Source organism: Selenomonas sp. GACV-9, from assembly GCA_900116485.1.
In the GTDB taxonomy this organism is placed as follows: Bacteria; Bacillota; Negativicutes; order Selenomonadales; family Selenomonadaceae; genus Selenomonas_A; species Selenomonas_A ruminantium_G.
The window spans coordinates 130,223-156,821 of record FPAX01000001.1 but is presented as its reverse complement, the minus strand read 5'-3'; the positions used below and the strand labels follow the sequence as shown (position 1 = coordinate 156,821).

19 protein-coding genes are annotated in these 26,599 nt (G+C 52.5%); 2 read left to right on the top strand and 17 right to left on the bottom strand.

Annotation, left to right across the window (positions count from 1 at the left end; translation table 11 throughout):
• Positions 1-17 precede the first annotated feature (17 nt).
• Both ruvA and BM322_RS00695 read right to left on the bottom strand, forming a co-directional pair.
• Positions 18-617 carry a Holliday junction branch migration protein RuvA gene (gene ruvA / locus BM322_RS00700; protein WP_075427993.1) on the bottom strand — a complete coding sequence of 200 codons (600 nt, stop codon included), beginning with the start codon at positions 615-617 and terminating at the stop codon, positions 18-20.
• Positions 618-1,711: 1,094 nt separating this feature from the next.
• Positions 1,712-2,431, bottom strand: a complete 720-nt coding sequence (locus BM322_RS00695) for a hypothetical protein (protein WP_075427992.1) — start codon at positions 2,429-2,431, stop codon at positions 1,712-1,714.
• Between the two features lie 311 nt (positions 2,432-2,742).
• Between BM322_RS00695 and BM322_RS00690 the strand changes: the two genes are divergently transcribed.
• Positions 2,743-3,564 (top strand): hypothetical protein, encoded by an 822-nt coding sequence (locus BM322_RS00690; RefSeq protein ID WP_075427991.1) that lies wholly within the window; start codon positions 2,743-2,745, stop codon positions 3,562-3,564.
• Positions 3,565-4,348: 784 nt separating this feature from the next.
• Here BM322_RS00690 and BM322_RS00685 read toward each other — a convergent pair.
• The 3 genes from BM322_RS00685 to dcuC form a co-directional block, all read right to left on the bottom strand.
• Entirely contained in the window at positions 4,349-5,578 is a 1,230-nt protein-coding gene (locus BM322_RS00685) for a Zn-dependent hydrolase (RefSeq protein ID WP_075427990.1), read from the bottom strand.
• Entirely contained in the window at positions 5,575-6,891 is a 1,317-nt protein-coding gene (locus BM322_RS00680) for an amidohydrolase (RefSeq protein WP_075428436.1), read from the bottom strand. The genes BM322_RS00685 and BM322_RS00680 overlap by 4 nt, the downstream gene beginning before the upstream one ends.
• A 77-nt stretch (positions 6,892-6,968) precedes the next feature.
• Positions 6,969-8,231, bottom strand: a complete 1,263-nt coding sequence (dcuC, locus tag BM322_RS00675) for a C4-dicarboxylate transporter DcuC (protein ID WP_075427989.1) — start codon at positions 8,229-8,231, stop codon at positions 6,969-6,971.
• Positions 8,232-8,433: 202 nt separating this feature from the next.
• Between dcuC and BM322_RS00670 the strand changes: the two genes are divergently transcribed.
• Complete coding sequence (locus BM322_RS00670) at positions 8,434-8,889, top strand: DUF441 domain-containing protein (protein ID WP_075427988.1); 456 nt, start codon at positions 8,434-8,436, stop codon at positions 8,887-8,889.
• Positions 8,890-8,947: 58 nt separating this feature from the next.
• Here the strand turns inward: BM322_RS00670 and ruvC are convergent, their stop codons facing one another.
• The 12 genes from ruvC to BM322_RS00615 form a co-directional block, all read right to left on the bottom strand.
• Positions 8,948-9,442 (bottom strand): crossover junction endodeoxyribonuclease RuvC, encoded by a 495-nt coding sequence (gene ruvC / locus BM322_RS00665; RefSeq protein WP_075427987.1) that lies wholly within the window; start codon positions 9,440-9,442, stop codon positions 8,948-8,950.
• 67 nt (positions 9,443-9,509) lie between these two features.
• Positions 9,510-10,238 carry a YebC/PmpR family DNA-binding transcriptional regulator gene (locus BM322_RS00660; RefSeq protein ID WP_075427986.1) on the bottom strand — a complete coding sequence of 243 codons (729 nt, stop codon included), beginning with the start codon at positions 10,236-10,238 and terminating at the stop codon, positions 9,510-9,512.
• Positions 10,239-10,397: 159 nt separating this feature from the next.
• Positions 10,398-14,117, bottom strand: a complete 3,720-nt coding sequence (locus BM322_RS00655) for a filamentous hemagglutinin N-terminal domain-containing protein (protein WP_075427985.1) — start codon at positions 14,115-14,117, stop codon at positions 10,398-10,400.
• A gap of 140 nt (positions 14,118-14,257) precedes the next feature.
• A complete protein-coding gene (locus tag BM322_RS00650) occupies positions 14,258-15,955 on the bottom strand; it encodes a ShlB/FhaC/HecB family hemolysin secretion/activation protein (RefSeq protein ID WP_318254484.1) in 1,698 nt (565 codons plus the stop codon).
• A gap of 95 nt (positions 15,956-16,050) precedes the next feature.
• A complete protein-coding gene (locus tag BM322_RS00645) occupies positions 16,051-16,500 on the bottom strand; it encodes a CAP domain-containing protein (protein ID WP_177220791.1) in 450 nt (149 codons plus the stop codon).
• A gap of 37 nt (positions 16,501-16,537) precedes the next feature.
• Positions 16,538-16,843 (bottom strand): hypothetical protein, encoded by a 306-nt coding sequence (locus BM322_RS13475; protein ID WP_177220790.1) that lies wholly within the window; start codon positions 16,841-16,843, stop codon positions 16,538-16,540.
• A gap of 43 nt (positions 16,844-16,886) precedes the next feature.
• The gene (gene tyrS / locus BM322_RS00640; RefSeq protein WP_075427983.1) at positions 16,887-18,095 is read right to left on the bottom strand and encodes a tyrosine--tRNA ligase; all 1,209 of its coding nucleotides are present in this window, start codon (positions 18,093-18,095) and stop codon (positions 16,887-16,889) included.
• 43 nt (positions 18,096-18,138) lie between these two features.
• Positions 18,139-20,247, bottom strand: a complete 2,109-nt coding sequence (locus BM322_RS00635) for a transglycosylase domain-containing protein (protein WP_075427982.1) — start codon at positions 20,245-20,247, stop codon at positions 18,139-18,141.
• A gap of 90 nt (positions 20,248-20,337) precedes the next feature.
• Entirely contained in the window at positions 20,338-22,716 is a 2,379-nt protein-coding gene (locus tag BM322_RS00630; RefSeq protein ID WP_075427981.1) for an endonuclease MutS2, read from the bottom strand.
• A 3-nt stretch (positions 22,717-22,719) separates the two neighbouring features.
• Complete coding sequence (locus BM322_RS00625) at positions 22,720-25,203, bottom strand: DUF3656 domain-containing protein (protein ID WP_075428434.1); 2,484 nt, start codon at positions 25,201-25,203, stop codon at positions 22,720-22,722.
• Between the two features lie 11 nt (positions 25,204-25,214).
• Complete coding sequence (gene scpB / locus BM322_RS00620) at positions 25,215-25,871, bottom strand: SMC-Scp complex subunit ScpB (RefSeq protein ID WP_075427980.1); 657 nt, start codon at positions 25,869-25,871, stop codon at positions 25,215-25,217.
• On the bottom strand, positions 25,864-26,589 hold the full coding sequence (locus BM322_RS00615) for a ScpA family protein (RefSeq protein ID WP_075427979.1): 726 nt from the start codon (positions 26,587-26,589) through the stop codon (positions 25,864-25,866). The genes scpB and BM322_RS00615 overlap by 8 nt, the downstream gene beginning before the upstream one ends.
• Positions 26,590-26,599 lie beyond the last annotated feature (10 nt).

The window sequence follows — 26,599 nt, the reverse complement described above, 5'->3', positions numbered from 1 at the left end:
CAAGCCTCAGCCCCCCTTTAGAATTTATTCAGCTGCTTGAGTGCCAGCTTGATGATTTCTTCCGTCGTCTTGCACTTAGAAGCCTGCTTGAGCACCGGCACGATTTCCGCCTGGCTGTAGCCCAGTGCAATCAGTGCCGCTTGGGCCTCGCTGATGATATCATCGCCCACAGCGCCTTCCATATCCAGCGTCAAGACTTCATCCACATCGCTGGTCGCAAAGCCAACTTTATCCTTGAGCTCCAGGATCAAACGCTCCGCCGACTTTTTGCCAATGCCTGGCAGCTTCGTCAGCACCGTGGCCTGCTTGTTCTGGATTGCCTTGCAAAGGCCATCCACCGTGATGGAGGAGAGAATCCCCAGCGCCACCTTCGGGCCAATGCCCGACACCCCAATCAGCAGCTGGAAAACATCGTACTCATCCTCACTGGCAAACCCATAAAGGGTAATGCCATCCTGATAGACATTCATATAGGTAAAGAGCTGCGTCTCTTCCTTCAATCGCAGCTTATTCCGCGTAGACCCGGCCACAAATACCCGATACCCCACGCCATTCACATCGAGCAAGCAGTAGTCAGCCTTGAGCGCCGCCACCTGCCCCCGCAAAAATCCAATCATCGAAAGGTTCACTCCAATAAAAGAAAACTTGTAACCTTATTAGTATAGCACGAAACGTAAGAAGCTGACCAGTCAAAATTGACCAGTCAGCCTCATCCTTGACAAGTCAACTTGACTTGTCATTTCGGATAACCTTCCCGACCTTCTTGTCACTTATCCTCATGAATGTAATTATCGAGTTAGTTAATCCATCTTTATCCGCAGACGTTACAAATCGTATAATAATATTAAAGTTTTCATCTTTTATCGCAAATGATTTTAATGACGGCAAAAACCTCCCCCTATGACTGCATAAAAAACAAATGATATCGCAAAAAGTTTTCCTACAGCCACAAAAATTTTCTCTCTACTGGTATACTAAAGATATACTAGCTTTTACGGAGGTGCTTAAGTATGGCTTTAGCTATTTTCGGCCTGGGGCTTGCTTTCTTCGGGCTGCTTGTCTTTTGCTTCATAAGTGTTTTAGCCGTTGAGCTCCTTAAGCTTTTGATAAAATTGTTATTGCGTTTTTACAGGCATTTACACACTTCCTGACTTCTGCCCCTTTTGGGGGGCTATTTTTTTGCTTACGTTTCTCCTCAGCTTCTTTGATTACATCCAGCTATCCAGATAATCCCTACGCACATGAGGCATACTCCAACAAACAATTGTCAACCAAGGCGCAGAGCGGTTCATCCCCACATACGTGGGGCATACAACTTCCAACCGAATGACCAAGTATATTCCTACGGTTCATCCCCACATGCGTGGGGCATACAATCCCTACGGAAATTTCCCCGACTGTTTCGCCGGTTCATCCCCACATGCGTGGGGCATACACCGCAACAAGTTGCGCGCCGAATATTGCACCCGGTTCATCCCCACATGCGTGGGGCATACGAAGAATTTCTTCGTCAACAAGACGAGCGCGGAAAGTATTTCACAAAAGCCATGAAACCATGAATTGCTAATAAGAATAAGTTCATTACACTGATTTAGATATTCAGCATAAAATATGTGGGGAAGATGTACTCCCCCACATATTTTATGCTGAATATTTTTTTACTATGGAATATCTGCGTAGATAGGTAATACATATAGCAGCTTTCTTCCTGCTACGATTCTTTAACTCTTCCAATACTATTATCATTTTTTTCTTTTTGAGGATAGTTAGTTTTCAAATAAGATATAGTATCACTTGTAATACTATTTTCTTGTTGTATTAGCTCACTATTATCCATTACAATTTTATCTTCTTTGTTCTGTTCTTTTTTTGCATTAATTACAGCTGCATCTGCCTTTTCCTGATTTGACTTAGCCACCAACTTTTCCCTATGAACTTCATCGTCTTGCATTTCCCTTTTCAATGAAGAAATTTCAACTTTATAATAGGCTAATTGTTCTCCCCCCTCCCCCGGTAATAACCTGCCTGATTCCATTTCTTTTTCTAATTCTCTTTTTTGAGTATATAATTTATGTAATTTGTCTTCTGGAGTTTCACTTTCCTTCTCTAAACGTGCCTTTTCCTCAAGTAACACATTTTTATCATCATCGGTCAGTGTTTCATCCTCTTCTAGCCTTTTTTCTATTTCTTTGATTTTTCCCTTCGATTCATAGATTTTTGCCTGTTTTTCCTCCATACTTTTAAGTTCATTGGTTGCAGGACCAATTTCTAAATCTTTTCCTTTATCCTGCATTAACAATTCTTTTCCTTTTTCACTGATAAATACATCTGCTGCTTTATCAATTACTTGATTGATACTACTTTTTTTGTTGTTATTTTTTATTGGCGATTCGTCAGGCGTTGCAAATGAGCTTATGCTATTGATTTTCATATATTCACCTCCTCCTGTTTTTGTTCCATCGATAATGAGCTTTTGTTTGATACATAATTGCTGGAAGAAATATTGGATACGCTGTTCACAGAGATTTCACTCATTTTTTTGCCCCTCTTTCTTAACTAGAAAATTATTGACATTGTAATATTATACATTTACGTTCTAAATCCTTCTATACATTCAAGATTTTATAATATCCATAAACAATATATTGAAATCATTAGCACATAATGCTATAATGTTTTTGTAGACATACGTTTACATTGTAGACGTATACATATATAGTGTTTTAGAAAGGATGTTATTATATGGCTAATGACAAAGTGTTTTCGGCTCGTGCTGATGAAGAAACAATTGAACGCCTAAATGAGCTGGCCGAAAAGACAGGTATGAAGAAAGCCGAGATACTGCCTGCCCTGCTCAACGCATGGGAAGCAAACCGCGTCCGTGAAGCCCTCCCAGGCCGCACCACGGAGATTGATAACTTCCACAACCTGCTCCAGCAAGTCGAGAAAGCCTATACTGGCTCTCTTGAATTGAATGTGAACGCCGAAAACAGGATTCGTGATGAATATTCGGCTCGTATCGTGTCTAATGAGGAAGCTGTTCAAGCCCTCCGCGCCCAACTGGATAAAGCAAAGGCAGAAGTAGCCGAGGCCAAAGAAAAGGCCGCTCTCGCCGAGGCCGAGCGTGCTAAACTGGCCGAGGAGCTTGCAAAAGCCAACGAGATAAACGCCACGCTGAAGGAGTCACTGGCTAACGCCAACGCCGCAAAGGAAAGCAACGAGCGCCGTGTCGTTGACCTTGAAGGGCAGATTAAAGATATGCCGAAGGTCAAGGAAGAAGCCGCCAAAGCCACGAAAACCATAGAAAAATTGCAAGCCGAGGCCAAAGAAGCCGAGCTTCGCCACAAAACAGAGCTACTGGAAGCGCGAGAAAAGGCCGCTGATGAAAGAGAAGCACTCCGAGCCGAACTGGCAGCTAAAGCCGAGGAAGCCGCTGAGAGAGCCGAGAAACGCCACGAGAGCGCGTTGAAAGCCCTATTAGACCAAATCCATGCAGAAGCCCCAAAAGCCGCTCCTAAGACCGCTCCTACGAAGTCTAAGAAGCCTACAACGAAAAAAGCATAGCCTGTGTGCTCAAAGAGGGAGTCGTGGTTCCGCGCAAGCGGATCACCGGCTCCCTCTTGATTTTCTAAAAGGTAAAAGGAACTCTATTGATACATTACACGTGCCCAGCCCTGAACGAAAATCAAGCGTCCCACCAACGATAAACAGTATGCTTAGAAAGCCCTGTTTCCCTTATGCAATCTGCCTTTCTGCCCTCTGTGTGTTCAGGTTCATCCCCACATGCGTGGGGCATACACCTGCGACTACCTCATGCAAGTTCATCCGTCCGGTTCATCCCCACATGCGTGGGGCATACTCTCGCTTTCTCTGCCATATGCTGCCTCCTCACGGTTCATCCCCACATGCGTGGGGCATACTCTCAATACGAAAATCGCGAATATGATGGCTCGCGGTTCATCCCCACATGCGTGGGGCATACACTAGCAGAAATGGCTTAATTACGTCATTCGCACTCCAAAACACCTTGTTATGTGTCTATCTCAATCATATTCACACTACACAAAAAAGTCAATGAGCAATTATGTTATGCTACATCTATTCGCTCTATGTCATACTATCTTTGACTACTTACGTCTCCGTATATTCTGCAGTCATCAAATCAACCGATCAGTCCCTTCTCCCTGACATGTCAAATTGACAAGTCAGATTCCAACCACCGCTGAACTTCCATATCCCATACCAAGAATAATACGACGTATTTATTCTTGATAAACTGATACTCTTCTAACGCAGTTGCCTTATTGTAGATATACATTGACAGTTTTTGCTTCTCCTGCATATCCACTTATCCATTTGCCGTAAGCCACAATGCCTGTTCCAATAGCTCTGCCGCCGTTACGATGTCATTCATTTCCGCATATTCGTCTGGATGGTGGCTGATTCCGCCCCTGCAAGGGATAAACAGCATCCCCGTAGCAGTGTAATCCGTCCAATGCATAGCGTCATGACCCGCACCACTTGGCATTGTAATGTACGGGACATCCTGCTGCTCGCAGATTTCCGACAGGAACTCCACGACTTCTGGCTGCATCAGTGCCGGTTTATCCTGGCTGATTTTCTCGATTTCTGCCTGTACCTTGCGTTTCTGGCAAATGCTCAGGATTTGGCCTTCCACCGCTTTAACTACCTGCGCCTTTGCATCTTCGGATATGCTGCGGATATCGATGCCCAGCTGCACATTTCCTGGAATGACATTCATGACATTTGGCGTATTATTCACGACGCCCACGGTTCCCACCACAGGCGCTCCGCTATACTCTGCCGCAAGTTTTTCCACGGCCAGGATTATTTCAGCGGCAGCGCACATGGCATCCTGCCGCAGGCCCATAGGCGTTGCCCCGCTATGGTCTGCATGACCGGCTAACAGAACCTTGAGTCTCGTCGGCGCCGCGATTCCCGTTACGACGCCAATCCTTTTCTGCTTGCTTTCCAGCACCTTTCCCTGCTCGATATGAACTTCGTAATATGCCTTCAGCGGCCTGTCATATTTGGCCTCGTGAATCTTTTCGGGCTCCAGGTCATTCTCCTGCAACACCTCATATAAGGTTTTGCCGTTTTTGTCCTTGAGCCGTCTCAAATCGTCAACACCCAACATGCCGCGCATCGCTTTGCTGCCCAATGTGGCAGCACCAAAGCGGCTGGATTCCTCACATTGGAAGGCAACGATTTCCAGCGGATGCTTGGGGAGCTTTCCCTGCTCATGCAAGCTCCGCACTGCCTCAATAGCCGTCAGGATTCCCACGATACCATCATAATTCCCACCCTGAGGAACGCTGTCACAATGAGAGCCCGACATAACGGCAGGCAGATCATCTTCCCGTCCTGGATAATGACCAATCAAATTGCCGAAAGCATCCTGCCTTACGGTAAGCCCAGCAGCAACCATAAGGCTTTTGACATAAGCGCGCCCCTCTCGATCCTCAGCGGTAAACGCCAAGCGATTGATGCCCTTGCCCGGCGCTGTAATCTCCTTCAGCTTGGCGAATTGTTCTTCCAATCGGTTTCTGTTTATCATATTTCTTCTCCCTGCAAAAGTAACGATACTACTGAATATGCCAGCATGTTCGCGGCATATCCCATAGCCTTTTCATCAAAGTCAAAGGACGAATCATGGTGCCCTGCGGCTAAATCCGCCCCAATCATCATATAGGCGGCCTTTCCACCATGATTCTGCACGCGTTCCATAAAATACGAAAAATCTTCACTGGCACCAAAATCACATTGCTCAGCTACGACCGTAAAGATAGCGAGCTCTTTGGCCTTCGCTTCCAAAAACGACGCTAATTCCGGACTGTTGCTCCCGCCAGCTGCACCACCGGTCTTTTCGATTTGCACCTCGACATCATACATAGCTGCCGCGGCCTTTATGATCCTTAGTGCCTCCTGTTCCATAAAGGCATTGATTCCGCTGCTGGCCCCTCTTGTCTCAATCGCCATATACGCTTTATCTGCCACGACATTGCGGCCACTTCCAGCTATCAGTTTTCCCACATTGATACGAGATGCCCCTTGGGAGTGCCGCGGGATGGCATGCAGATTGAGCGCTGCGCAGGCAGCTGCCAGCAGGGCATTTTTCCCTTGCTCTGGTGCCGCTCCGGCATGAGCAGGCTTTCCGGCAAAATGAATATCGTATTTACTCGTAGCCAGGAACCCCGTTACGTTGCAGGCAATCGTACCCGTGTGCTTCATCTTAAAACCGAAATGTGCCCCGAGCATGTAGTCCACATCGTCCACATCGCCATTTTCCACCATGGCTCTAGCCCCACGGACGCCTTCTTCTGCTGGCTGGAAGACAAGTTTTACGGTTCCTTTCAGCCTATCCTGGTGAGCGGCGAGAATCTCGGCCACAGCCAGGCCGACTGTGGTATGACCATCGTGACCACAGGCATGCATAGCCTGGCCGTGCAGAGAGCAGAAGCCTTCTTGTTGCGGGAAATGATTGCTAGCCCTGGATTCCTGCACGTCGTTTGCGTCCATATCAAAACGCAAGGCAACCACAGGGCCATCCTCGCTGAATTTCTTCACAGCCACTATGCCCGTAAGGCCTCCAGTCATTTGCATGAGCCATTCTTTTTTCGCCCCTTCTTTTTCAGCACGCTGCATCTCTTCTGCCAGTTTTTCTGCAGATGGTACCCCCATCATCATTTCGCGGTCGATGGCCTCCTCTCCGAGTCGTAGTTCGTATCCCAGCTCGGATAACCGCTCTGCCACCAGTGATGCAGTGCGGAACTCTGTCCAGCCTGGCTCTGGATGCTTATGTATATCACGCCGGCAGGATACCATTTTCTCCTGCATGTCTTTTACGGCAGTCTTTACCGCTTCTATCATCGTCTGCATGGTGATGCCTCCTATAACGCCAAAGAAACGGTCAAACCAATATCGACCGTTTCTCACTGTTTATTTTCTTAAAACAATAACACAATCATGCCCGTAGCCAGTGCCGCAAGTATCGGCAGACCATTGCGTTTCGTTATCTCAATCGGGTTCACGCCTGCAATACCAGCACAAATAATCGTTGCGCCAGCAATCGGCGAAATCGTGCGGCCCAGTGTTCCGCCCAAAGTCGCCATGGAACCCATCTGCAACGAGGTCAGGCCGAAATCAGCAGCATGCGGCGTAATGGCCTCATTGAAAGCAAAAGTAGCCGCATCACCAGAACCTGTTACCAAGCCCAGCAAGAAGGGTCCTACCGCCGCACAGAGTTTCACAATGGCAGGGTTATCCACCATGGCGGAGATAAAGGCCTTGACGAGGCCAATGGAGGTAAGACCAGCGACAAAGACACCAGCAGAAATGATGATACCGATAATCGAGCCATAAGCCTTGCCCATTCCTTCAAAAAAGGCTTTTCCTAAATCCGAGGGATTGGCCCGTGTCACAAGAATCGTGACAATCGCACCGATAATCATGGCATGCGGAACCCCCATCTTCAAAGCCGGAACGAGACCTGTAGACCCGACCAGCAGAATCAGAATTGGCAGAACCGGCATAAGTGCATAGAGCGGGTTGACGTGGAAATCTTCCTCAATTTCCAAGCCTTCTGCCACATAGCCCTGATCTTCTTTGAGGAAACGGGCCACTAAGGAAATACCAATCGTTGCCACGAGCAGCGAGGCTAAATTCGCCAGCATCTGGAATGAGATGACTTCCATGACATCGACCCCGGCGATTTTGGCGACAAAGGGGTTGTGCGCAAGGCCCGGATTCAACATGCTGCCATAGGTACCGCATTTGACGGCGGCAGCAGCCAGGGCCGGATGAACGCCAATGGACATGAGCAGCGGGATAAATATCGCACCAGCAGCGGCTGCCGTTCCCGCAGCACTTGGCAAGGCGATATTGACCAGATAGGTGCCGACTACCACGCCCGGTATCACGACCATGCGGCCCTTGGCTAGCACTTTTGCCATCGCATTGATCAGATGCTTATCACAGCCCGTAAACTTGACAGCCATCGCAAAGCCCATAACCGAGCAGACTGCCTGGATGAGTCCGCTATTGGTCATGCTTTTGGCAAAGGCGTTAAGCGCTGCCATAGGAACACCGCCTATGCAGCACATCGCGATACCAGAACCTATCAAAACAATTCTGGCATCATACTTTTTGATCAAAAGATACACGGCCAAGCATGTTATCAGCACACCAGCCGCCCACATGAGTTCAACCATTTCCTGCACCTCCGAATTCTAAATTTACACGATAATTAAAAAATATTACTAATCAAGCATACCTTGTGTAGAAATATGTGTCAATGTGTAAAGTGATTGTATACATTATATTAATAATCGTGTTTTGTAATAGTAAAACAGTTTCCATATCCCCCATCTCCGTGTATAATGATATAGTAATTCACAAAAGGAGCTGAACGATTTGTATATCGAATATATCACCTTAGGCGCGATACTGCTGCTCAGTTATATCGGCCATAATATGACAGTTTTCTATGCAGCGGCCATTGTATTGGGGCTGAAAATCCTTGGCCTTACGACGGCGCTCAATGCCTTGGGTTCGCAGGGACTCAACTGGGGCATTATCATTTTGACAGCGGCGATTCTGGTGCCGATTGCCAATGGCACGATCACGATCCAGACCATGCTCGATGCCTTCCGCACCCATGCGGGCATCATCGCCATCGTGGCCGGTCTTTTGGCGGCGGTGGCTGGCGGCGGCGGCGTTGAGCTTTTGCAGAACAGCCCTGATGTCATCCCGGCGCTCATCATCGGCACCATGGCTGGTGTCCTGCTGTTCCACGGCGTTGCCGTTGGCCCGCTCATTGCTGGCGGTCTTACGTATTTTGTCCTTTGGATTTTAAAGGCTGTTCACTGATAGAAATAAAAACGGAGTCTCCTGCTTCCAAAAGTAAGAGACTCCGTTTTGTTATACCTTATAGCTGATTGCGCCAGACGGCATCGTTCATGCAGTACGTCGTACAGATGGCAATGGCCAGGGCATCGGCCGTATCGTCCGGCTTTGGTGGCTCTGGCAGGTGCAGGAGCTTGGTCACCATATAGATGACCTGTTGTTTCGTTGCCTTGCCATACCCCGTGACGTCCTGTTTGATTTGCATGGGCGTCCGCTCCACCAAACGCAGGTTGTTCTGCGCCGCAGCTAGTAGTACCACGCCTCGCGCCTGACCAACCGGGATTGCCGTCGTGACATTGCGGTTGAAGAAGAGTTTCTCGACGCCCATGACATCGGGCTGATATTTTTTTATCAACACATCAAGTTCGGTATGAATCTTGAGCAGCCGGTCTTCCATTTTCATATTCGGCGTCGTAAAGATCGACCCATAGGCACGCGGAATCAAGCGGCTGCCCTTTGACTCGACAAAGCCATAGCCGCAGATCGCTGTTCCCGGGTCAATGCCCAAAGCTAACATAAGTTCTCCTCCCGATAGCAGAAAAGGGGCTCATGCTCTGAGCCCCTTTGTATTTCCGAAGCGATGATTATTCTTCGATTTCGTAGTTGCTGTAGACGTTCTGAACGTCGTCGTTTTCCTCGAGCGCATCCTCGAGTTTCTGCATCTTCTCAGCGTCTTCGCCGGAAAGCTTGACCGTGTTGTCCGGAACCATCGTGATTTCTGACGATGCCGTCTCGATGCCTTTGGCCTCAAGTGCTGCCTCGATAGCATCGTAAGCATCCGGTTCAGCCGTGATCTCGAAGACCTCGCCCTCGTCCTTCATGTCATCGGCACCAGCCTCAAGGACGATTTCCATCAGGGCATCTTCATCAGCGAACGTCTCTTTTTCGACAACGAAGATAGCCTTCTTCTGGAACATCCAGCCAACGCAGCCATCCTGGCCAAGGTTGCCGCCGTGTTTCGAGAACAGATGGCGGACATCAGCAGCCGTACGGTTGCGGTTATCCGTGAGGATGTCGAGCATGACAGCCGTACCAGCCGGGCCATAGCCCTCATAGGTCAGCTCTTCGTAGTTTGCACCTTCCGTCGTGCCCTCACCCTTCTGGATAGCACGTTTGATGTTGTCTTTCGGGATATTGTTAGCTTTTGCCTTCGAAAGAGCAAGTTTCAGACGCATGTTACCCGTCGGGTCGCTGCCGCCCATGCGAACTGCAATCGTGATCTCACGGCCGATTTTCGTCGTGAGTGCACCGCGGATTGCGTCGTTTGCGCCCTTTTTACGTTTGATATTTGCCCATTTTGAATGTCCTGACATGAGGAACACCGCTCCTTTTTTCTTATGTTTTCCCTCCTGCATACAGGAGGAATTTACTCTGTACTAACTGGTTTAGTATACTACGTTTCCCGGCGTTCGTCAAACAACAGCCCCTTAGGCACGGAGCAGCTCTCATACCTTAGGGGCTGTTTACCTTATTTAGAAGCAAACATAGATAACATCCAAATCCTCAAGTTCTAATCCCATTTCGCTGAACGCAACATGCAAAGCCTTGGACACAACATCCACATTATGCCGGGCTCCACCATGGTTCAGCATGTCAAATGCTGCGTGATCCACAGGGGTAATCGATAGTGCCGCACCGTCATAGGACAAATCAAATGTCCCTGCCGTATTGGCAAGCGTAAGCCTTGCCTTATACGTGCGCTGGGTTTCACGGCCCTTGGCAGCCGGCAAGTCCGTACGCACCTGCTCCACTGCCTCCATCTTCACCTCATCTGGATCGACCTGCAAAGCATACATCCCATAATTAATCCGCACACCATTATGTATGCGAACTACTGGCAGTCTTGCTGTCGTCAAGCCTAATACCCGCTCGACTACATTATCTGCCGCCTCTCCCGGCTGCAGTTGTTTGCTATCTGCCAGCTGATAGCTCGCCGTACCAGACTGCACCGTTCCCTTTACAGGATCAAGCTGCGGACGCTCCGCTACATTCCCCTCTGTCTTACCCGCAGGCTTATCGGCCGCAGCCGGCACCACCTCTGGCACTTCAGCAGTAACCGGTGTCACCACTGGCGTCGGTGTTACCGCTGGTTCCGGCGTTACCGTTGGCGTCGGTGTTACCGTCGGTTCCGGTGTTACCGTCGGCGTCGGCGTTACCGTTACCGTTGGTTCCGGCGTTACCGTTGGCTCCGGTGTCGGGGTTACAATCAGTGATGTATCGATCCAGCTTCCTGGTCCGTCCTCACCTTCCACGATAAGCACGTCATCGATTTTGGAATTTATCGCATCACCAACATTAACACCATTTACGCCGTGAAGATAAATCGAACTATCCGCATTTACCTGCCCTGTAAACGTATCTGCTGTATCGGAAGCATGATTGACTCCACCACCAATGCTTACGGTATCGTCAGCATCCACCCACAGGTTATTCAGAAGCGCTGATTTGCCAACGTTGCCGCCAATGGTAATCTGGTTGCCGACCAGCATCGCACTGGAGCGGGCATTGTTCGTTTCCTGAAGGAAGCCGATAAGGTTCTTGTTCTGGCTTTCAACATCCGCCCAGCTTGCATCCGATTTCCAGCTGACACCTACATAAGGCTGATCGTAGATATGATCATTATTGGGGTCATTGAACTTCACGCCATGTGACGTGTCATGCGACCATCCCTGATACATATTGGTTGCCACGATACCTTCCGCATTGCCGGTCGTCGTAAAGAACAGGGTTCCCTGTCCATCGTTGGCTTCGCCTTCCGGGCCAGTCACCCAATAGAATTCGCGGCCAGCTTTGACATTCTTACCGACCACAGCAGTCTTGCCCCCAACAAGGACCTCATTCTTTTTGCCAGCCAGCAGGGAACCGACAATCCAGTTCTCGAGCTCCGTCGTTATCGTTGCCAAGTACTTATCCCCGACGGCCGATCCACCAGCGGTTCCCTCTTGCGCAGCCAGTTTTGCTGTCTCCCAGCGGGTCAATATCGACTCATGATTGTTCGTATTGGCATGCGACCAGTTTGTCAAGATATGCTTAGCCAGCTGGTGGTATTCTGCAGCGGTCAGCTCGTCAAACGGCTTAGCCGTGCCAGTTACATTCGTGTCCCCCAGTTTGACGTGTTCGTTGTAATACGCCTGCAAAGCCTCTTCATAGGCGGCTTCATTCGTGGGCAATGTCCTGTTCTTATAGGTACCATACTGTGCAAAGCAACGTTCCGCAATTTGTGCGCGCTCCTCCGCACTCAAATCGCTAAACTTCTTCCAGACTGTATCTTTAAGGTAATTCTCGTAATATAGCCCAGCCAGTCTCTTCATATCCGGATCGTTCTTGACCGAATCCTGCAAGGTTTTGCCGATTATTTCATTGACATACAGGCGATAGGAATTGGACGAATCCAGATTGCCACTGATGAGGATATCGCCACGCTTGTCATCGCCAGCCGTGTCGATGATGAGCTCGCCATGATTGAGTCCAACGGCAACATCGCCATAGAACGTTGCATTGCCGCCCTTGGTTTCAATCCTGCGGTCGCCATTTTCCAGATAATTGCCATCCGCATCGCGTTCATCGGCAGCATGGCCGATATAGGTACCGACACGGCCATCGCTGATGGATGCACCACAGCCAGCAGTAAAGTCGCCGCCATTTGTCTTGATATCGGCATTGAGGATGACCATGCCCTTGGCATCGCCATCGGTATCGGCATGCAGCTTGACATTCAGCTTGCCATCGGTCGCCGTTATCGGCGCATTGATGGCCACATTGCGCTGTGCCTCCAGCGTCAGCGTGGCCTCGCTGCCCGCTGTGCCATATGTCGCATCATTGAGGACCATGCGCTCCGTAGATTTCACGATTGGCGAATTGACCGTGATATTCGATACACCTAAGGAATAAATATCCGCATTTGCTTCCACAGCGTTCTGGTCTGCCGCCTGAATCCGCACGCTGGTACCATTGCTCAGGCGCCAGCTGATGTAGTCCGCATTGATGTAGCTCTGCTGATTCCCAGCCGTCGCATTCTGGGCGCTGTACAGCTGCTCCTCAGACTGCGCCGCCGTGTCCGTTGGCGTAGCGTTGGTATAGCCCTCTGGCGCTTCATTGGTGATGATGATATCGACAGGATCGATAAACCACTCTCCAGCTTTACCATTCACGCCAAAGGCTTCAATCTGCGCTTTGGTCGACACCGACAGCACATCACCAGAAGTCTCCACCTGGCCGCCGTTAACATCGCCGCTGGCCGTAAGCACTGCGCCATCCGCAATATTGACCCGCTGGCCCAGTACCTGCACAGTACCGCCGCTTTTTCCAGCTGCCAGGCCGTCGGCTGCCAGCTGGCCAGATACATTGACCGTACCATGGCTGCCACCATCGAGGACAATCTCGCCCTGCTCATCAACACGGACACTCTTCGCCTCAATGATGCCACTGTGGTTGACGACCTCGCTGAGCATATCCCCAGCACTTTTTGCGGTCATGATGACACGGCCGCCATCGGCCTTTATCTTGCCGCTATTGAGGATATGCGCATCAGCCACTTCACCGCTGACGGCGATATTCAGCTTACCCGCCGTATCCATCGCCAGCTGCAGTTTTTCGGCCGCACTGATTGCCACCTCACCGGCAGGATTCTCGATACTGCCCGTGTTCTCCACCACTGCAGCGTGCAGAGCCACAAGACCGCCCTGCGCCTTGATGTCCGCCGCATTGACCACCTTACCTGTCGATGTTTCTCCGAGTCCCAGCGAGATTGCATCCACGCCATCTCCGAAACTCGTCATGAAATTATCGTCCACTTGGGCCGTTGAAGCAATCAGGCTGCCAGTATCCACCTGAGCCCCCTGCCCGAACACGATGCCGCGCGGATTGATCAGGAATACCGTACCGCCTGCCTTGAGGCTGCCATAGATTTCTGAAGCACTATTCCCTACCACACGGTTCAAAGCTATATCTGTCGGCAATTGATTGAACACAACGCTTTCGCCGCGCGCAATGTTGAAAAGATCCCAATCCAAGGCCACATGATGCGAATGCTGATCGATAACCAAAGCATGTTCCTTCTTACCAATCTCAGCTTCACCCGAACGAACTTTACCTCCTACCGGCAGAGCTTCTACTCCGCTCATGGAAAAAGCCGAGAATGTCACACCCATCGCCACAGCGAAGTGCAACGCCTTTTTCCGTATTGTCCGCATAGAAACACCTCCTTGCACAGGTTTGCCGTCTAAACAACCTCCTTATGTCTATATATCGTATCATAGCCGTCACGGCTTAATACTTTTCAGAAAATATTTACAATTACTTAACGTTATTATAATCCATCCCAAGGAATGGTTCAGAAATATACACCACCCCGCAGCCAGAAACAGCCATTGCTTCTGTTCTTATCATTCTGGGCTTCCTGCGCCCCCAACGGCCAGGCATAATCTGCCCGCAGGAAGGCATTGTCAGCAAAATTGAGCAGCAAGCCTACACCTGCCCCCTGCAGGAAGCGGTGATTCTCCCCCACCGTCCGGCGGTCACGCTCGATGACTACGCCGCCGTGGTCGATGAAGCCGGCCAGCTGGCAGCGTATCTTCCCTGAAAAGGGCAATAGGTAGCGAAGCTCACCGCGGACGAGATACCCCATGTCGCCCGAGGATTCACTGGCAGGATAAGCCCGCACCCCCGTAGCACCACCTAGCGAGAAACGTTCTGACGAATCAAGGTTCCGGCTGGCCAGCTGCCCGCGCGCTGAGAGCAGCCAACTGAGCCGCGGCGAAAGCTGCTCCATATAATGCCAACTACCCCGCAGCTTATGGTAAGTGCCCGCCGTGCGGGCTTTCTGCTGCTGCGCATAGGCTTCGTCACTGTCAGCTCCCAAGGTGCCCCACTTATAGTCCAGTCGCCAGCTCGTTTGGGCACGGCGCCAGTGATTGTCGCCATAGAGGGACAAGACCAGTGCATGACTGTGTTTTTCCAGCTGATAGTCCACGCTCCGGTATTCATCCACCAGCATGCTCTTTTCATAGGACAGTCCCGCATAAAGGTTCGTATACTGGCTACGCCGGAGTGCATACTCGACACCAGCCGATACGGTACGCGATGTCCCGCAGGCATCCAGCGTCCGATAGATATCCCCCAATTGATACGATAGCATGCTGTAGCCCAGCGATGCCCGCAAGCCATCGGTACCAAAGGGCAGCAGATAGCGCAGATTATAATTGTACAGATCACTGCCCGTCAAGCTGCCCGCCAAATCGAGCTGGCCACCAGCCCGTTCGGGATTCAGGATGTTGTAGAAAATGCCATAAGAATTATAGCCGGTATAGCGGTTGCCATAATTATCGGCACTGATCATGCCACACTTGCCATAATGCGGCATAAGGGTGAGCTTCAGCGTTACCGTACCTTCCTGACGGCCAGTCTCCATGCTGGCCTTGGCATCAGCACCAGCCAAATCCGACAACAGCCATACAGCACGCTCCAGCTTTTCCCAGGTGATATAGCCGCCTGGCTGCAGGAAGCGTATCTCACGCCGCAGCACACTTTCGTGGATGCTGGTCTTATTCTCGAGCTTGATTGCATCGATCCGTCCTATGAGCACACGGTATTCGACGACACCCTTGCTGATTTTCTGTGCAGGCAGATAGGCGCGTGCCATCAGATAGCCGCGCTGCCGGAAATATGCCGTCAGCTTTTCCGCTCCCGCCTGCAGTTCTTTAAACGTGACCATCCTGCCTTGATACTCTTTGAGCAGCTCCTGCAAGCTGGTTTCGTCCACGATGTCCTGTCCCGTGATAGCAAAGCCTGTGACATTGATCTTGACATCGTCAGCCATGGATAACGGCGGCCGTTCCGGTTCGCTGACTTCGATCTCAGCAGTTCCAGCTGCCTCGGGCAGTCCGATTTCCTCCTTGTCCTGCTCCGCACGGCTGAGCGTACCAGCCGACGGCAGTTCAGCGGCAGCTGCTGTCGCCGAACCTGCCAGCAGCAAACATAAGGCAGTCAATAGAATCTTCTTGGTATTTCTGTTCTTGTCTAGCTGCATCATCAACACCTGCTTCGTAAAAGAGTACAAAAAAAGAATGCCCAGACATTGCGTCTAAAGCATTCACTTGCCATTATACCTTCTGCCAGCTTTCCCAGTCACTCCGAAGCCATCTCCTGTGCCCAATAATAACGCCCATCATTTCCCTTGACACAGGACACGCCCATCTTCGTATAGTGACGATTGAGTAGATTGGCACGGTGCGTCGGCGAATTCATCCAGGCACGAACGATTGCTTCCGCATCAGCCTTCTTGCTGACCGCCAGGTTCTCACCGAACCAGGCAAATGATGCATTTGCGAAAACCGATTTGACTTCCCGGCCGTCCGGACGGCGATGCGCAAAATTCACTTCTGCTTCAGCAGCACGGACATACGACGCAGCCACGAGCTCGCGATCGAGCGCTAACGGCGCTACACCGGCATTGATGCGAACGATGTTGACATGATGCAGAATCTCCTGATCCAACTCGGCCGCCATTGCAGGGGAAGCAGCAAAAACGATGAAAGCCAGAACCAGCAGGGAAACCATCCGCCGCCAGGTCTTCATTTTTCTCGCCTCTTTCGTTTGCCGCTTGACCATCATCTCATAAGCACTGAGTATCCTCGCTTCGTGCCCTCCTGCCGAGACAGGGGAGATTCCAATCGCACAACAAACCAGCGAATCCATTATCGATTCCCATCCATAATGGTGTTTCCTGCTGGAGCAGCCATCGCATGACTGCGGCAATCTCGTTTCTGCTATTCAGTTTTACAGCATTCTCCTTACCTATATTATAGCGCAAAGTAATCAAACAAGCAATGCTTTTATCAGTAATAGCCGATGATTTGTAACGATTTGACCGACCGCTACAACCAGCAATTCTTTTTTCACTATTTTCTTCGCTATTCAAAAAAAAAATCCTGCCGCGGATTCCCCCGCAGCAGGATTTTTAATCATTTTACAAGCTTATAATATTTTTTCTTGCCCTTCTTCAAGATAGCCTCGCCATCTTTGAAGTCAGCTTCTGTCAGCACATAGTCAACATCCGCCACTTTGGCATCGTTGAGCGCCACACCGTTCTGCTGGATCAGGCGGCGGCCTTCACCCTTGGAGGCAACAACCTTGCCAGCTGCCATGACATCCAGCAGCTTCGTACCCACAGCGGCCTTGACCTCCGGGATGTTCGCCCCAGCCCCCGAGCCGCCAAACATCGCCTCAGCGGCAGCCTTGGCGTCCTCGGCCGCCTGCTCGCCATGGACGATCTTCGTGACTTCATAGGCCAGGACTTTCTTGGCTTCATTGATTGCCGAGTCCTGAAGCGCACCGAGGCGGCGGACTTCATCCATCGGCAGGAAGGTCAGCAGCGCCAGGCAGTTCTCGACATCAGCATCGTCGACATTGCGCCAGTACTGGTAGAACTCATACGGACTGGTCTTATCCGCATCGAGCCAGAGGGCACCGCCAGCAGTCTTGCCCATCTTCTTGCCATCGCTCTTGGTAAGGAGCTTGTTCGTCAAGCCATAGACAGCCGTGTTATTCTTGCGGCGGTTGAGCTCGACACCCGCGATGATGTTCGACCACTGGTCGTCGCCACCCATCTCCAGTTTGCAGCCATAGCGGCGGTTGAGCTCGAGGAAGTCATAGCCCTGCATGATCATGTAGTTGAACTCCAGAAAGGTCAAGCCTTTCTCCCAGCGCTGCTTGTAGCAGTCAGCAGCGAGCATGCGGTTGACCGTGAAGCAGGCACCGACCTCACGCAGCAGATCGATGTAGTTGAGCTTGCGCAGCCAGTCGCCGTTATTGACCATGATGGCCTTGTCATCGCTGAAATCGATGAAGCGGGCAATCTGCTTCTTGAAGCATTCACAGTTGTGCTCGATGTCCTCATCCGTCAGCATCCGGCGCATGTCCGTACGGCCCGACGGATCGCCGACCGTACCCGTACCACCACCGACAAGGCAGATGGGACGATGGCCAGCCCGCTGCATATGTGCCATCGCCATCAGCGCGATGAAATGACCAGCATGCAGGCTGTCCGCCGTCGGGTCAAAGCCGATGTAGAACGTGACTTTCTCTTTATCAAAAAGCTCTCTGAGCTCTTCTTCGTTCGTACACTGCGCGATGAAACCGCGTTCTTTCAAAGTATCAAATACATTAGCCAACAAACTCTCTCCTTTGAGACTTACTACAAATCATTACTGCATATCAATTACGGCCCTTGGCTATGCCGCCGCCCGGCTCAGGGGCGACTGCTTCAGGAGCGGACGGAGTATTCTTGGAGCCAGCCGGAGCATCTGCACCTTTTGCTGGCTTGCCGCCATTCGCCTTGGCATCCTTGGCATTCTTCTCGTCCTTCTTCTTGCCATCGTCCTTCTTCTTGACTTCCGTCTTCTTGTCATTTTCCAGCTCGCCGATGCTGTCATGTTTCGAGGCAACGGAGCCATCAAAGTTCTTGGCCGGGGTCTGCGCCAGAGCCTTTTCCATAAAGGCCTTCCAGATCTGTGCTGGCAGCTGGCCGCCCATGACGCCATTCATCGGCGTGTTGTCATCGTTGCCGACCCAGACGCCGCAGACGAGATCCGGGGTATAGCCCACGAACCAGGCATCGTGATAGTCACTTGTCGTACCGGTCTTGCCGGCAGCCGGACGGCCGATATTGGCGCGGGTACCCGTGCCCTTCTTGATGACGCCTTCGAGCATGTCCGTCAGCTCAACGGCACTGCTTTCGCTGACGACGCTGCGCTGCTTCGGCTCTGCCTGCTCAAGCACCTTGCCGTTGCGGTCCAGCACCTTGATGACCACGACCGGATTGACGTGCACGCCCTTGTTGGCAAAGGTGCAGTATGCACTCGTGAGCTCCAGCGGCGTCACGCCCTTGGTCAGGCCGCCCAAAGCGGTCGATAAGGTGCGGTCATTCTGCGGGCCATCGAGGACGAAGGTCGAGATTCCCATCTCCTGTGCATAGTAGATGGGCTTGTCGATGCCGATCTTCTGCGCGATCTTGACCGTCGGCACGTTCATCGAATAGCGGGCCACATCACTGAGCTTGACCTTGCCACTGAAGTTGCCACTGTCGTTCTGGGGGCGCCAGCCGTTGATGTTGATGGGGCTGTCGTCGATGATCGTATTCGGCGTGAACTTATTCTCAAGTGCCGCCACGAAGACAAACGGCTTGAAGGCCGATCCCGGCTGGCGGACAGCCATCGTCGCACGGTTGAACTGATCAGTACCGCGGCCGCCGACCATCGCCTTGACATAGCCATTATGCGGGTCAATGGCCACAAGGGCGCCCTGCGGCTGCTGGATCTTGTTGCCATCCACCTTGACATTCGGCAGCTGCTTCATCGCCGCTTCAGCAGCACGCTGCGCATCCATGTCAATAGTCGTATAGATCTTGAGGCCTTCCTTATAGACCGCATCAGCGCCGTATTTATCGATGAGCATCTGCGTCACATAGTCGATGAAATAAGATGCCTCGGTGGTGCTGTCCTTCTTGACCGGCTTAACAATCTGCAACTTTTCGGCTTTTGCCTTAGCTGCCGTATTATTGTTGATATAGCCGTATTTCACCATCTGGTCAAGGACTGTGCCCTTGCGCTCCTGCGCGGCATCAAGGTTATTGAGCGGCGAGTAATAGTTCGGGCTCTTCGGGATGCCAGCAAGCATCGCGCACTCGTTGAGGGTCAGATCCTCGACGTTCTTGCCAAAGTACGTCTGCGCGGCTGCCTGAACACCATAGGCACCCTGGCCGAAGTAGATCTGGTTCATATACATCTCGAGGATTTCCTGTTTCGTATACTGCCGCTCAAGCTGCAGTGCCAGGAACACTTCCTGTATCTTACGCGTCAGCGTGCGTTCCTGCGTCAGATACGCATTCTTCGCCAGCTGCTGCGTGATGGTCGAACCACCCTCGGCTACACCACGACCACGAAGATTGGTATAGAGCGCACGCAGGATACCGCGCGGGTCAACACCGCTGTGCTCGTAGAAGCGATTATCCTCGACGGCCACAAAAGCATTCTGCAAGTCCTTCGGGACCTGCTGGATCTTGACGGGCCGGCGATTTTCCGCCGCATGGACATTGGCAATCTCATTGCCATTGATATCATAGATCTGCGAAGATGCCGGCGGCAAGATATCATTTGCCAAATCGGGCTTCGTATTCATGCTGGCAGTCAGGAATCCACAGCCGATGCCAGTGACCATAACCAGGATCACCAAGCCAAAGCCAAGGATTATCTTCTTGAAATTGCTGCTGCCATTATTTGCGGGACGTTTTTGACGGCTCGTATTCGAATTTGAACGTTTCTCCATGAGCTGCCTCCTTAAATTTATACTTTTTCATTGTATCACAAATCGAATTTATCGTCTATGAAATGAACAGCTCGAATCGTTGCTTTGTCTTTATTTAAGGTCAACTATCGTAGCACCAGTTCCGCCTTCATTGATATCAGCAAACTGGAACTTCGCCACGTTGCGATGATGCTTGAAATACTCATGGACGCCCTTGCGCAGAGCGCCGGTTCCCTTGCCATGGATGACGAGCACCTGCGTGAGTCCCGCGATAACGGCATCGTCAATGAACTTGCCGAGCACGATCTCCGCCTCGTCGACCATCATGCCGCGAATATCGATATCGCGGCCGATGTTCTGGGTCTTCTGCAGGAACGAGCCCGACTGCGTCGTGCGTTTCCTGCCCGTTGCCACCGGCGCCTTCTCCTTTTCCGCGTGAGAAAGGAATGTGCAGCCCGATGCCTTGACCTTGGTACGCAGGCCGCCGAGCTGCACCGTGAGCTCCTTGCCCTGTACCTCAAGGACCGTACCCTTCTGATCAAGTTTCTTGACATAGATGACATCGCCTGGCATCAGCTTCTTGACATCAATCTTCTTGCCGACACCCTGCTGGGCCATGATACCCGGTCTTGCGCGGTCCGAGGCTTCATTGATCTTGGCCCGGGCTTCCTGGATGGCCTGCTGGCGCGCGCGGATGCCCTGATCGTCAAACTGCTCCTTGAGATCTTTGATGACAGCCTCAGACTCGCGCCGTGTCTGGCGGATCATCGCTGCGCTCTTTTCCTTGGCCTTGCGGATGATGTCACCCTTCTTCTTGGAAAGCTCCGCCTTCGCATCTTCAAGCTTGCGCTCAAGCTGCGTAACGCGCTGCTGGCGCTCGCGGATATCGGCATTCATCTGCTCGTACATCATCTTCTCGTTTTCCAGCTGATTGATGACGTGCTCAAACTGCGCATGATCAGCCTTTACCAGCTGCTTGGCGCGCAGGATAAGGGACTCGGAGAGCCCGAGCCGCTGGCTGATGGCAAAAGCATTGCTCGCCCCCGGGATGCCGATGAGCAGGCGGTACGTCGGCCGCAAGGTCTCGACATCAAACTCCACGCAGGCATTTTCAATGCCTTCCCGCGTATAGGCAAAGGTCTTGAGCTCTGAGTAATGCGTCGTAGCCACCGTCGTAGCCCGCACCTCAAGCAGCCGCTCGAGAATCGACATGGCCAGTGCCGCACCTTCCTCAGGATCAGTACCTGCCCCAAGCTCATCGAGCAACAGCAAGTCATCGCTTTCCACTTTTTCGAGAACGCGTACGATATGGGTCATATGCGCCGAGAAGGTCGACAAGCTCTGCTCGATGCTCTGTTCATCACCAATATCGGCATAGACATTCTGATAAACCGCAATCTCCGAGTCAGCATCGACAGGCAGATAGCAGCCCGACTGAGCCATCAGTACCATGAGCCCCAGCGTCTTCATGCTGACGGTCTTACCGCCGGTATTCGGTCCTGTGATGAGCAGCATGCGATAGCCATCGCCCAGCGAGATGCTTGTCGGCACGACTTTTTCCCGCGGAATCAACGGATGACGTGCATTCTTCAAAACGGTCCGCCCTTCCTCATTGAGCAGCGGGCGCGTTGCCTCCATGTCGCGGGCGAGCTTCGCCTTGGCAAAGGCAAAGTCGATGTCGCCAAGAATCAGGCAGTTAGCCTGCAAAGGCTCGCTGTCACGGCTGATTTCCTGGGACAGCTGCCGCAGGATGCGCTGGACTTCCTGTTGCTCAGCAAGCATCAGCTGCTTGACATCGTTGTTGAGTTCCACCACGGCCATCGGCTCGATGAACAGCGTTGAGCCGCTCGCCGACTGGTCATGGATAAGCCCTGGGAAATGTGCGCGGTACTCAGCCTTGACCGGCAGTACATAACGCTCATCACGCACCGTGACGATGGCATCCTGGAACATCTTCTGATACGCGGTATCGTGGAGGATGCTGTTGATCTTGTCCTTGATGCGCACCTGCGACGATTTGAGCTCCCGGCGGATGCGGCGCAGCTCAACGCTCGCATCTTCGCGCATGTTGCCATGCTCATCGATCGTGTTGCTGAGATTGCGCTCCAGCTGGCCGAGAATCTCCAGCGAGCGCGCCCATTCCTTGAGCATCGGCACCTCGGCCTCAAGATCGCGGAAGAAATACTTGACATTGCGCATCGCATAGAGGGTACTCATGACCTCCTGCATCTCCGCCAGGTCAAGCACCGCCCCTTTGCCCACTTTCTTGAGCAGCGGGCGGATGTCGCGGATGCCGCCGAGCGGCGGCGCTGTCATGGCATAGACCTGCACGGCCTCATCGGTTTCCTGCTGCCACTCGGCGATTTCAGCGATATCTGAGCTTGGAACGAGCAGCCGCGCCTTTTCTTTGCCCAGCGCTGAACCAGCACGCTCCTCGAGCATTGCCGTGATCTTTTCATATTCTAATATCTTGAACGATTCATTTTCCATCGTTTAAAGCACTCCCCGGAAATAGTGACCTCTGGTGATCTCTTCGCCTTCCTGCGCCTTTATCCAGGCCTGCTGTGCCTCATCGAGGTCAGCAGGCAGGCTCATCGCCTTGCGGTAGGCCTTGACGATATGGCGGATCTCACCAGCATCCATCGCCTTGCCTTCAATGCGCATGCTTAGCCCAAGCGGCGCAAATTTCATCGCATGCGGCAGCATGGAAAGGCTCTTGCTGTTTAAGAGATGCATGTGGCAGTACTGGTCCATGACCAGCGGGAACAATGCCTCCTTGCGGTCCTTGAGCGCATAATGCCCCTTGGTACAAGGCTGGCTGCAGGCGCCGGTATCGACACCGCCGAGGAAGCTGCCGGTCACACAGTACTCAGAAACCATGAGCTCCAGACGGCCATGGACGATGCAGGTAAGGGGCAGCGGCGTATCCTTGGCCAAGGCCTGTACCTGCTTGAGGCTGAGCTCCGGCGACAAGGTCGCTTCCGCTGCACCATAGGCTTTCAGGAAAGCCAGCGTCTGCTTGTTGTAGGAGATCAAGGAGTAATCCGCATGCACGGGCAGATCCGTCAGCCGCTTGACGAGCGCGGCCGCACCGATGTTATGGACGTGCACGGTATCGGGGCGGCACGATTCCTGCCAGCCCAGCAGCAAGCTTTCTACCTGCTTCTGATGATTGCCCTTGATGATGCGTGGCAGATTGAAATCCACACGGATAGACGCAGCCTTGGCCAGCTGCCAGACCTCCTGATAGTCCGCTAGGGAAATGACCTTATGGGCATAAGACTCACCGCCAAACAAGATGCCATCAGCACCGGCTTCGATAGCCGCCTTGGCTTTGGCTACCGTATCTACAGCCACCATGAGCTGTGCTGTTTTCTCCGGCACAGGCCGTGGCTCCTGGAGCGGCGCCAGCGTCCGCGACGGGAACGCGAATTCCGCCAGCCGCATCGCATCGAGCTGCTCGACAGCCTGGCGGCGCGCCTCATTGATCTCACTCATCGGCACCATGACATCGCCTTCGATGATGACCGTAAGATTTTCAAGTGCATAGACCGATGTGCCGAGACGCTCCACCTGCTTGCGGACAATCTCTTCGGAAAGCGGCCGCTTGCGCGCCGGTTCGCCGATAAAGGCCGTAGCCGCGCTGGCCTTATGCCCCTGCCCATCATCAATTTCAATAGTCAGCGGCTTGCCGATGGCAGCCTTTACGCAAGCCGTTATCGGGATGCGACGCACCGGCGCACCGGCCGTATACATGGCCTTGCCTTTTTCCATCAGGGCAGCATCGTAGACCTTGAATACGCGGTCATGATCGCGAACCGCCGAAGGAATCGCAAAGGAAACCGTGTCGCCAGCCTCGCCGCTTGTTACCTGCTGTCCCTGCGCATCAGTAAGCTCCTGGATCGTGGCCGTCACCCGGCCGCCAACCTTGACCCAGAAATCGACTTGATCGCCAAGGGCCAGATGGCCGCTGAGCTTGACCGTTACGATGCGTCTATCCCAGTCGTATGCCGTGACGCGGCCAATCAAAAGGCCGCGGTTGTTCGGCCGCCGATCACTCATCATCTGCTTACCAGGACGGTCCAGCAGGTATGCGGTCGTAAAGTCGCGGTTGAAGATCTGCGCGAGATTGTCGCGGGCCTCAGCAGCTACCATATAGCCCTCACCAGCATAATAGGTATCGATGGCCTGACGATATGTGCCCACTACCGTCGCCACGTATTCAGGCCGTTTCATGCGGCCTTCGATCTTCAAGGAGGCCACCCCAGCATCAATGAGCTCAGGAATGACATCAATGGTGTTGAGATCCCGTGGCGACAAGAGATAGTTCCCCGCTTTGTCACCGAGCACGTCCTCCCCCCTGTCGTCGACCAGCGTATAGGGAAGACGGCAAGGCTGGGCGCAGCGGCCGCGGTTGCCACTGCGGCCGCCGATCATGCTGCTCATCAGGCATTGTCCCGAATAGCAGACGCAAAGGGCTCCGTGCATGAAGACCTCGATCTCCACCTGGCAATTCGCGCAGATATGACGGATCTCCTTGAGGGACAGCTCGCGGGACAGGACGACTCGCGTAAAGCCGAGCTCCTGCAAAGCCAGCACGCCTTCGAGGCTGTGCACCGTCATCTGGGTACTTGCATGCAGCGGCAGCTGTGGTACTACCTCACGGGCAATCCTGGCCACGCCAAGATCCTGCACGAGGATGGCATCAGCACCAGCATCCGCAAGAAACCGCAGGTAATCCTTTATCGCTGGCAGTTCTTCATCACTGACGATCGTGTTGACCGTAACATTTATCAGCACACCCCGTAAGTGTGCAAAACGGATGGCCTCGCGCAGGCCATCCTCATCAAAATTATTCGCATAAGCGCGGGCACCAAACATGCTGCCCGCAAGGTATACGGCATTTGCCCCGCTTTCCACAGCAGCTGTGAGCGCTTCACGGCTGCCAGCAGGTGCCAGTAACTCTACCAAATCCATTTCCTCCCATATCATTTGGCCGATGGCATATCCTCATGTGCCGCCGGCGCTTCTTCTGTGCCCGCTGCCTGTTCAGCCTGCAGCTGCTGCACCTCCTGGAATAACTCCATCTGCTCAGCATCGAGCCCTGCCGCTGCTTCTTCTGTTGTCGGCAGGGCTGGCAAATCGTCAAGCGTATTGATGCCGAAGCAGCGTAAAAACGTCTCCGTCGTGCCATAAAGGATTGGCCGCCCGAGCACATTCTTGCGCCCCACTTCTGCGATAAGCTCTAGCTCTAGCAACTTTTGCAGCGCCCTTTCTACACGCACCCCGCGAATCTGTTCGATTTCCGCCTTGGTAATTGGCTGCTTGAACGCCACAATCGAGAGCGTCTCCATTGTCGGTGCCGAGATCTTGCGATCCACCACTTGACTCAGGCGCTCCACGATAGCAAAAGCTTCCGGCCGCGTGGCCAGCTGATAGCCGCCAGCCACCTGACGGACCGTAAGGCCGCTATGACGCTGATCCAGTTCTTTCTTGAGCTCGGCCAAGAGATTCTGCGTACCAAGCACATCAAGCTGCAGGATACGCGCCAGCTCCGCCGCTGTTATCGGATTCCCCGCAGCAAAGAGCACAGCCTCGAGCAGGCCAAGCTGCGATATTTCAAACCGTTCTGCCATTTCAGGCATGTTGTCCTTCCTCCCGGATACAAATATAGATTTCTGCAAAGGCCCGCTGCTGCTTGACTGTCACGGTCTTCAGCTTCATGAGCTCCAAAAGGGCCAGAAAGGTCACGATAAGCTCGCTGCGCGTGCCAGTCACAAAGGCTTCTGAGAACAGCAGCCGGCCGCGGCTGCGCTCGAGCAAGGACAAGATATCGGCCATTTTGTCCTTGATGCTGAATGCCTCGGGCGTGACGAGTGCCTTCGGGATGGAAAGCTCCTCCTTGACCGACAGCACCGTATGGAATGCCTCGACGAGCATCTTGAGTGACAGATTGCCCGGTGGCAGATGATGCACCGGCAGATCCATCGGCTCACGGCTGACAAAGCGTTCCTGGATGCCAGCCATATCGCCAAGCACCGTGCTGACCTGCTTGAACTTGCGATATTCAAGGATGCGCTGCACGAGCTCAAAGCGCGGATCTTCTTCGGCTTCATCCGCCGGCTTCTCCGGTTTCGGCAGCATCATCCGCGACTTGATCTGCAAGAGCGTCGCCGCCATGACGAGAAACGAGCTGGCGATTTCCATGTTAAATTCCCGAAAGCGGTCCAGATACGCCAGGTATTGACGCGTAAGCTCCGCAATCGGGATGTCATAGATATCAATCTTATTTTTTTCGATAAGATGCATAAGAAGGTCCATCGGACCTTCAAACGCATCGATCTTTATCTTGTAATCTTCCATAGCCAGCCGC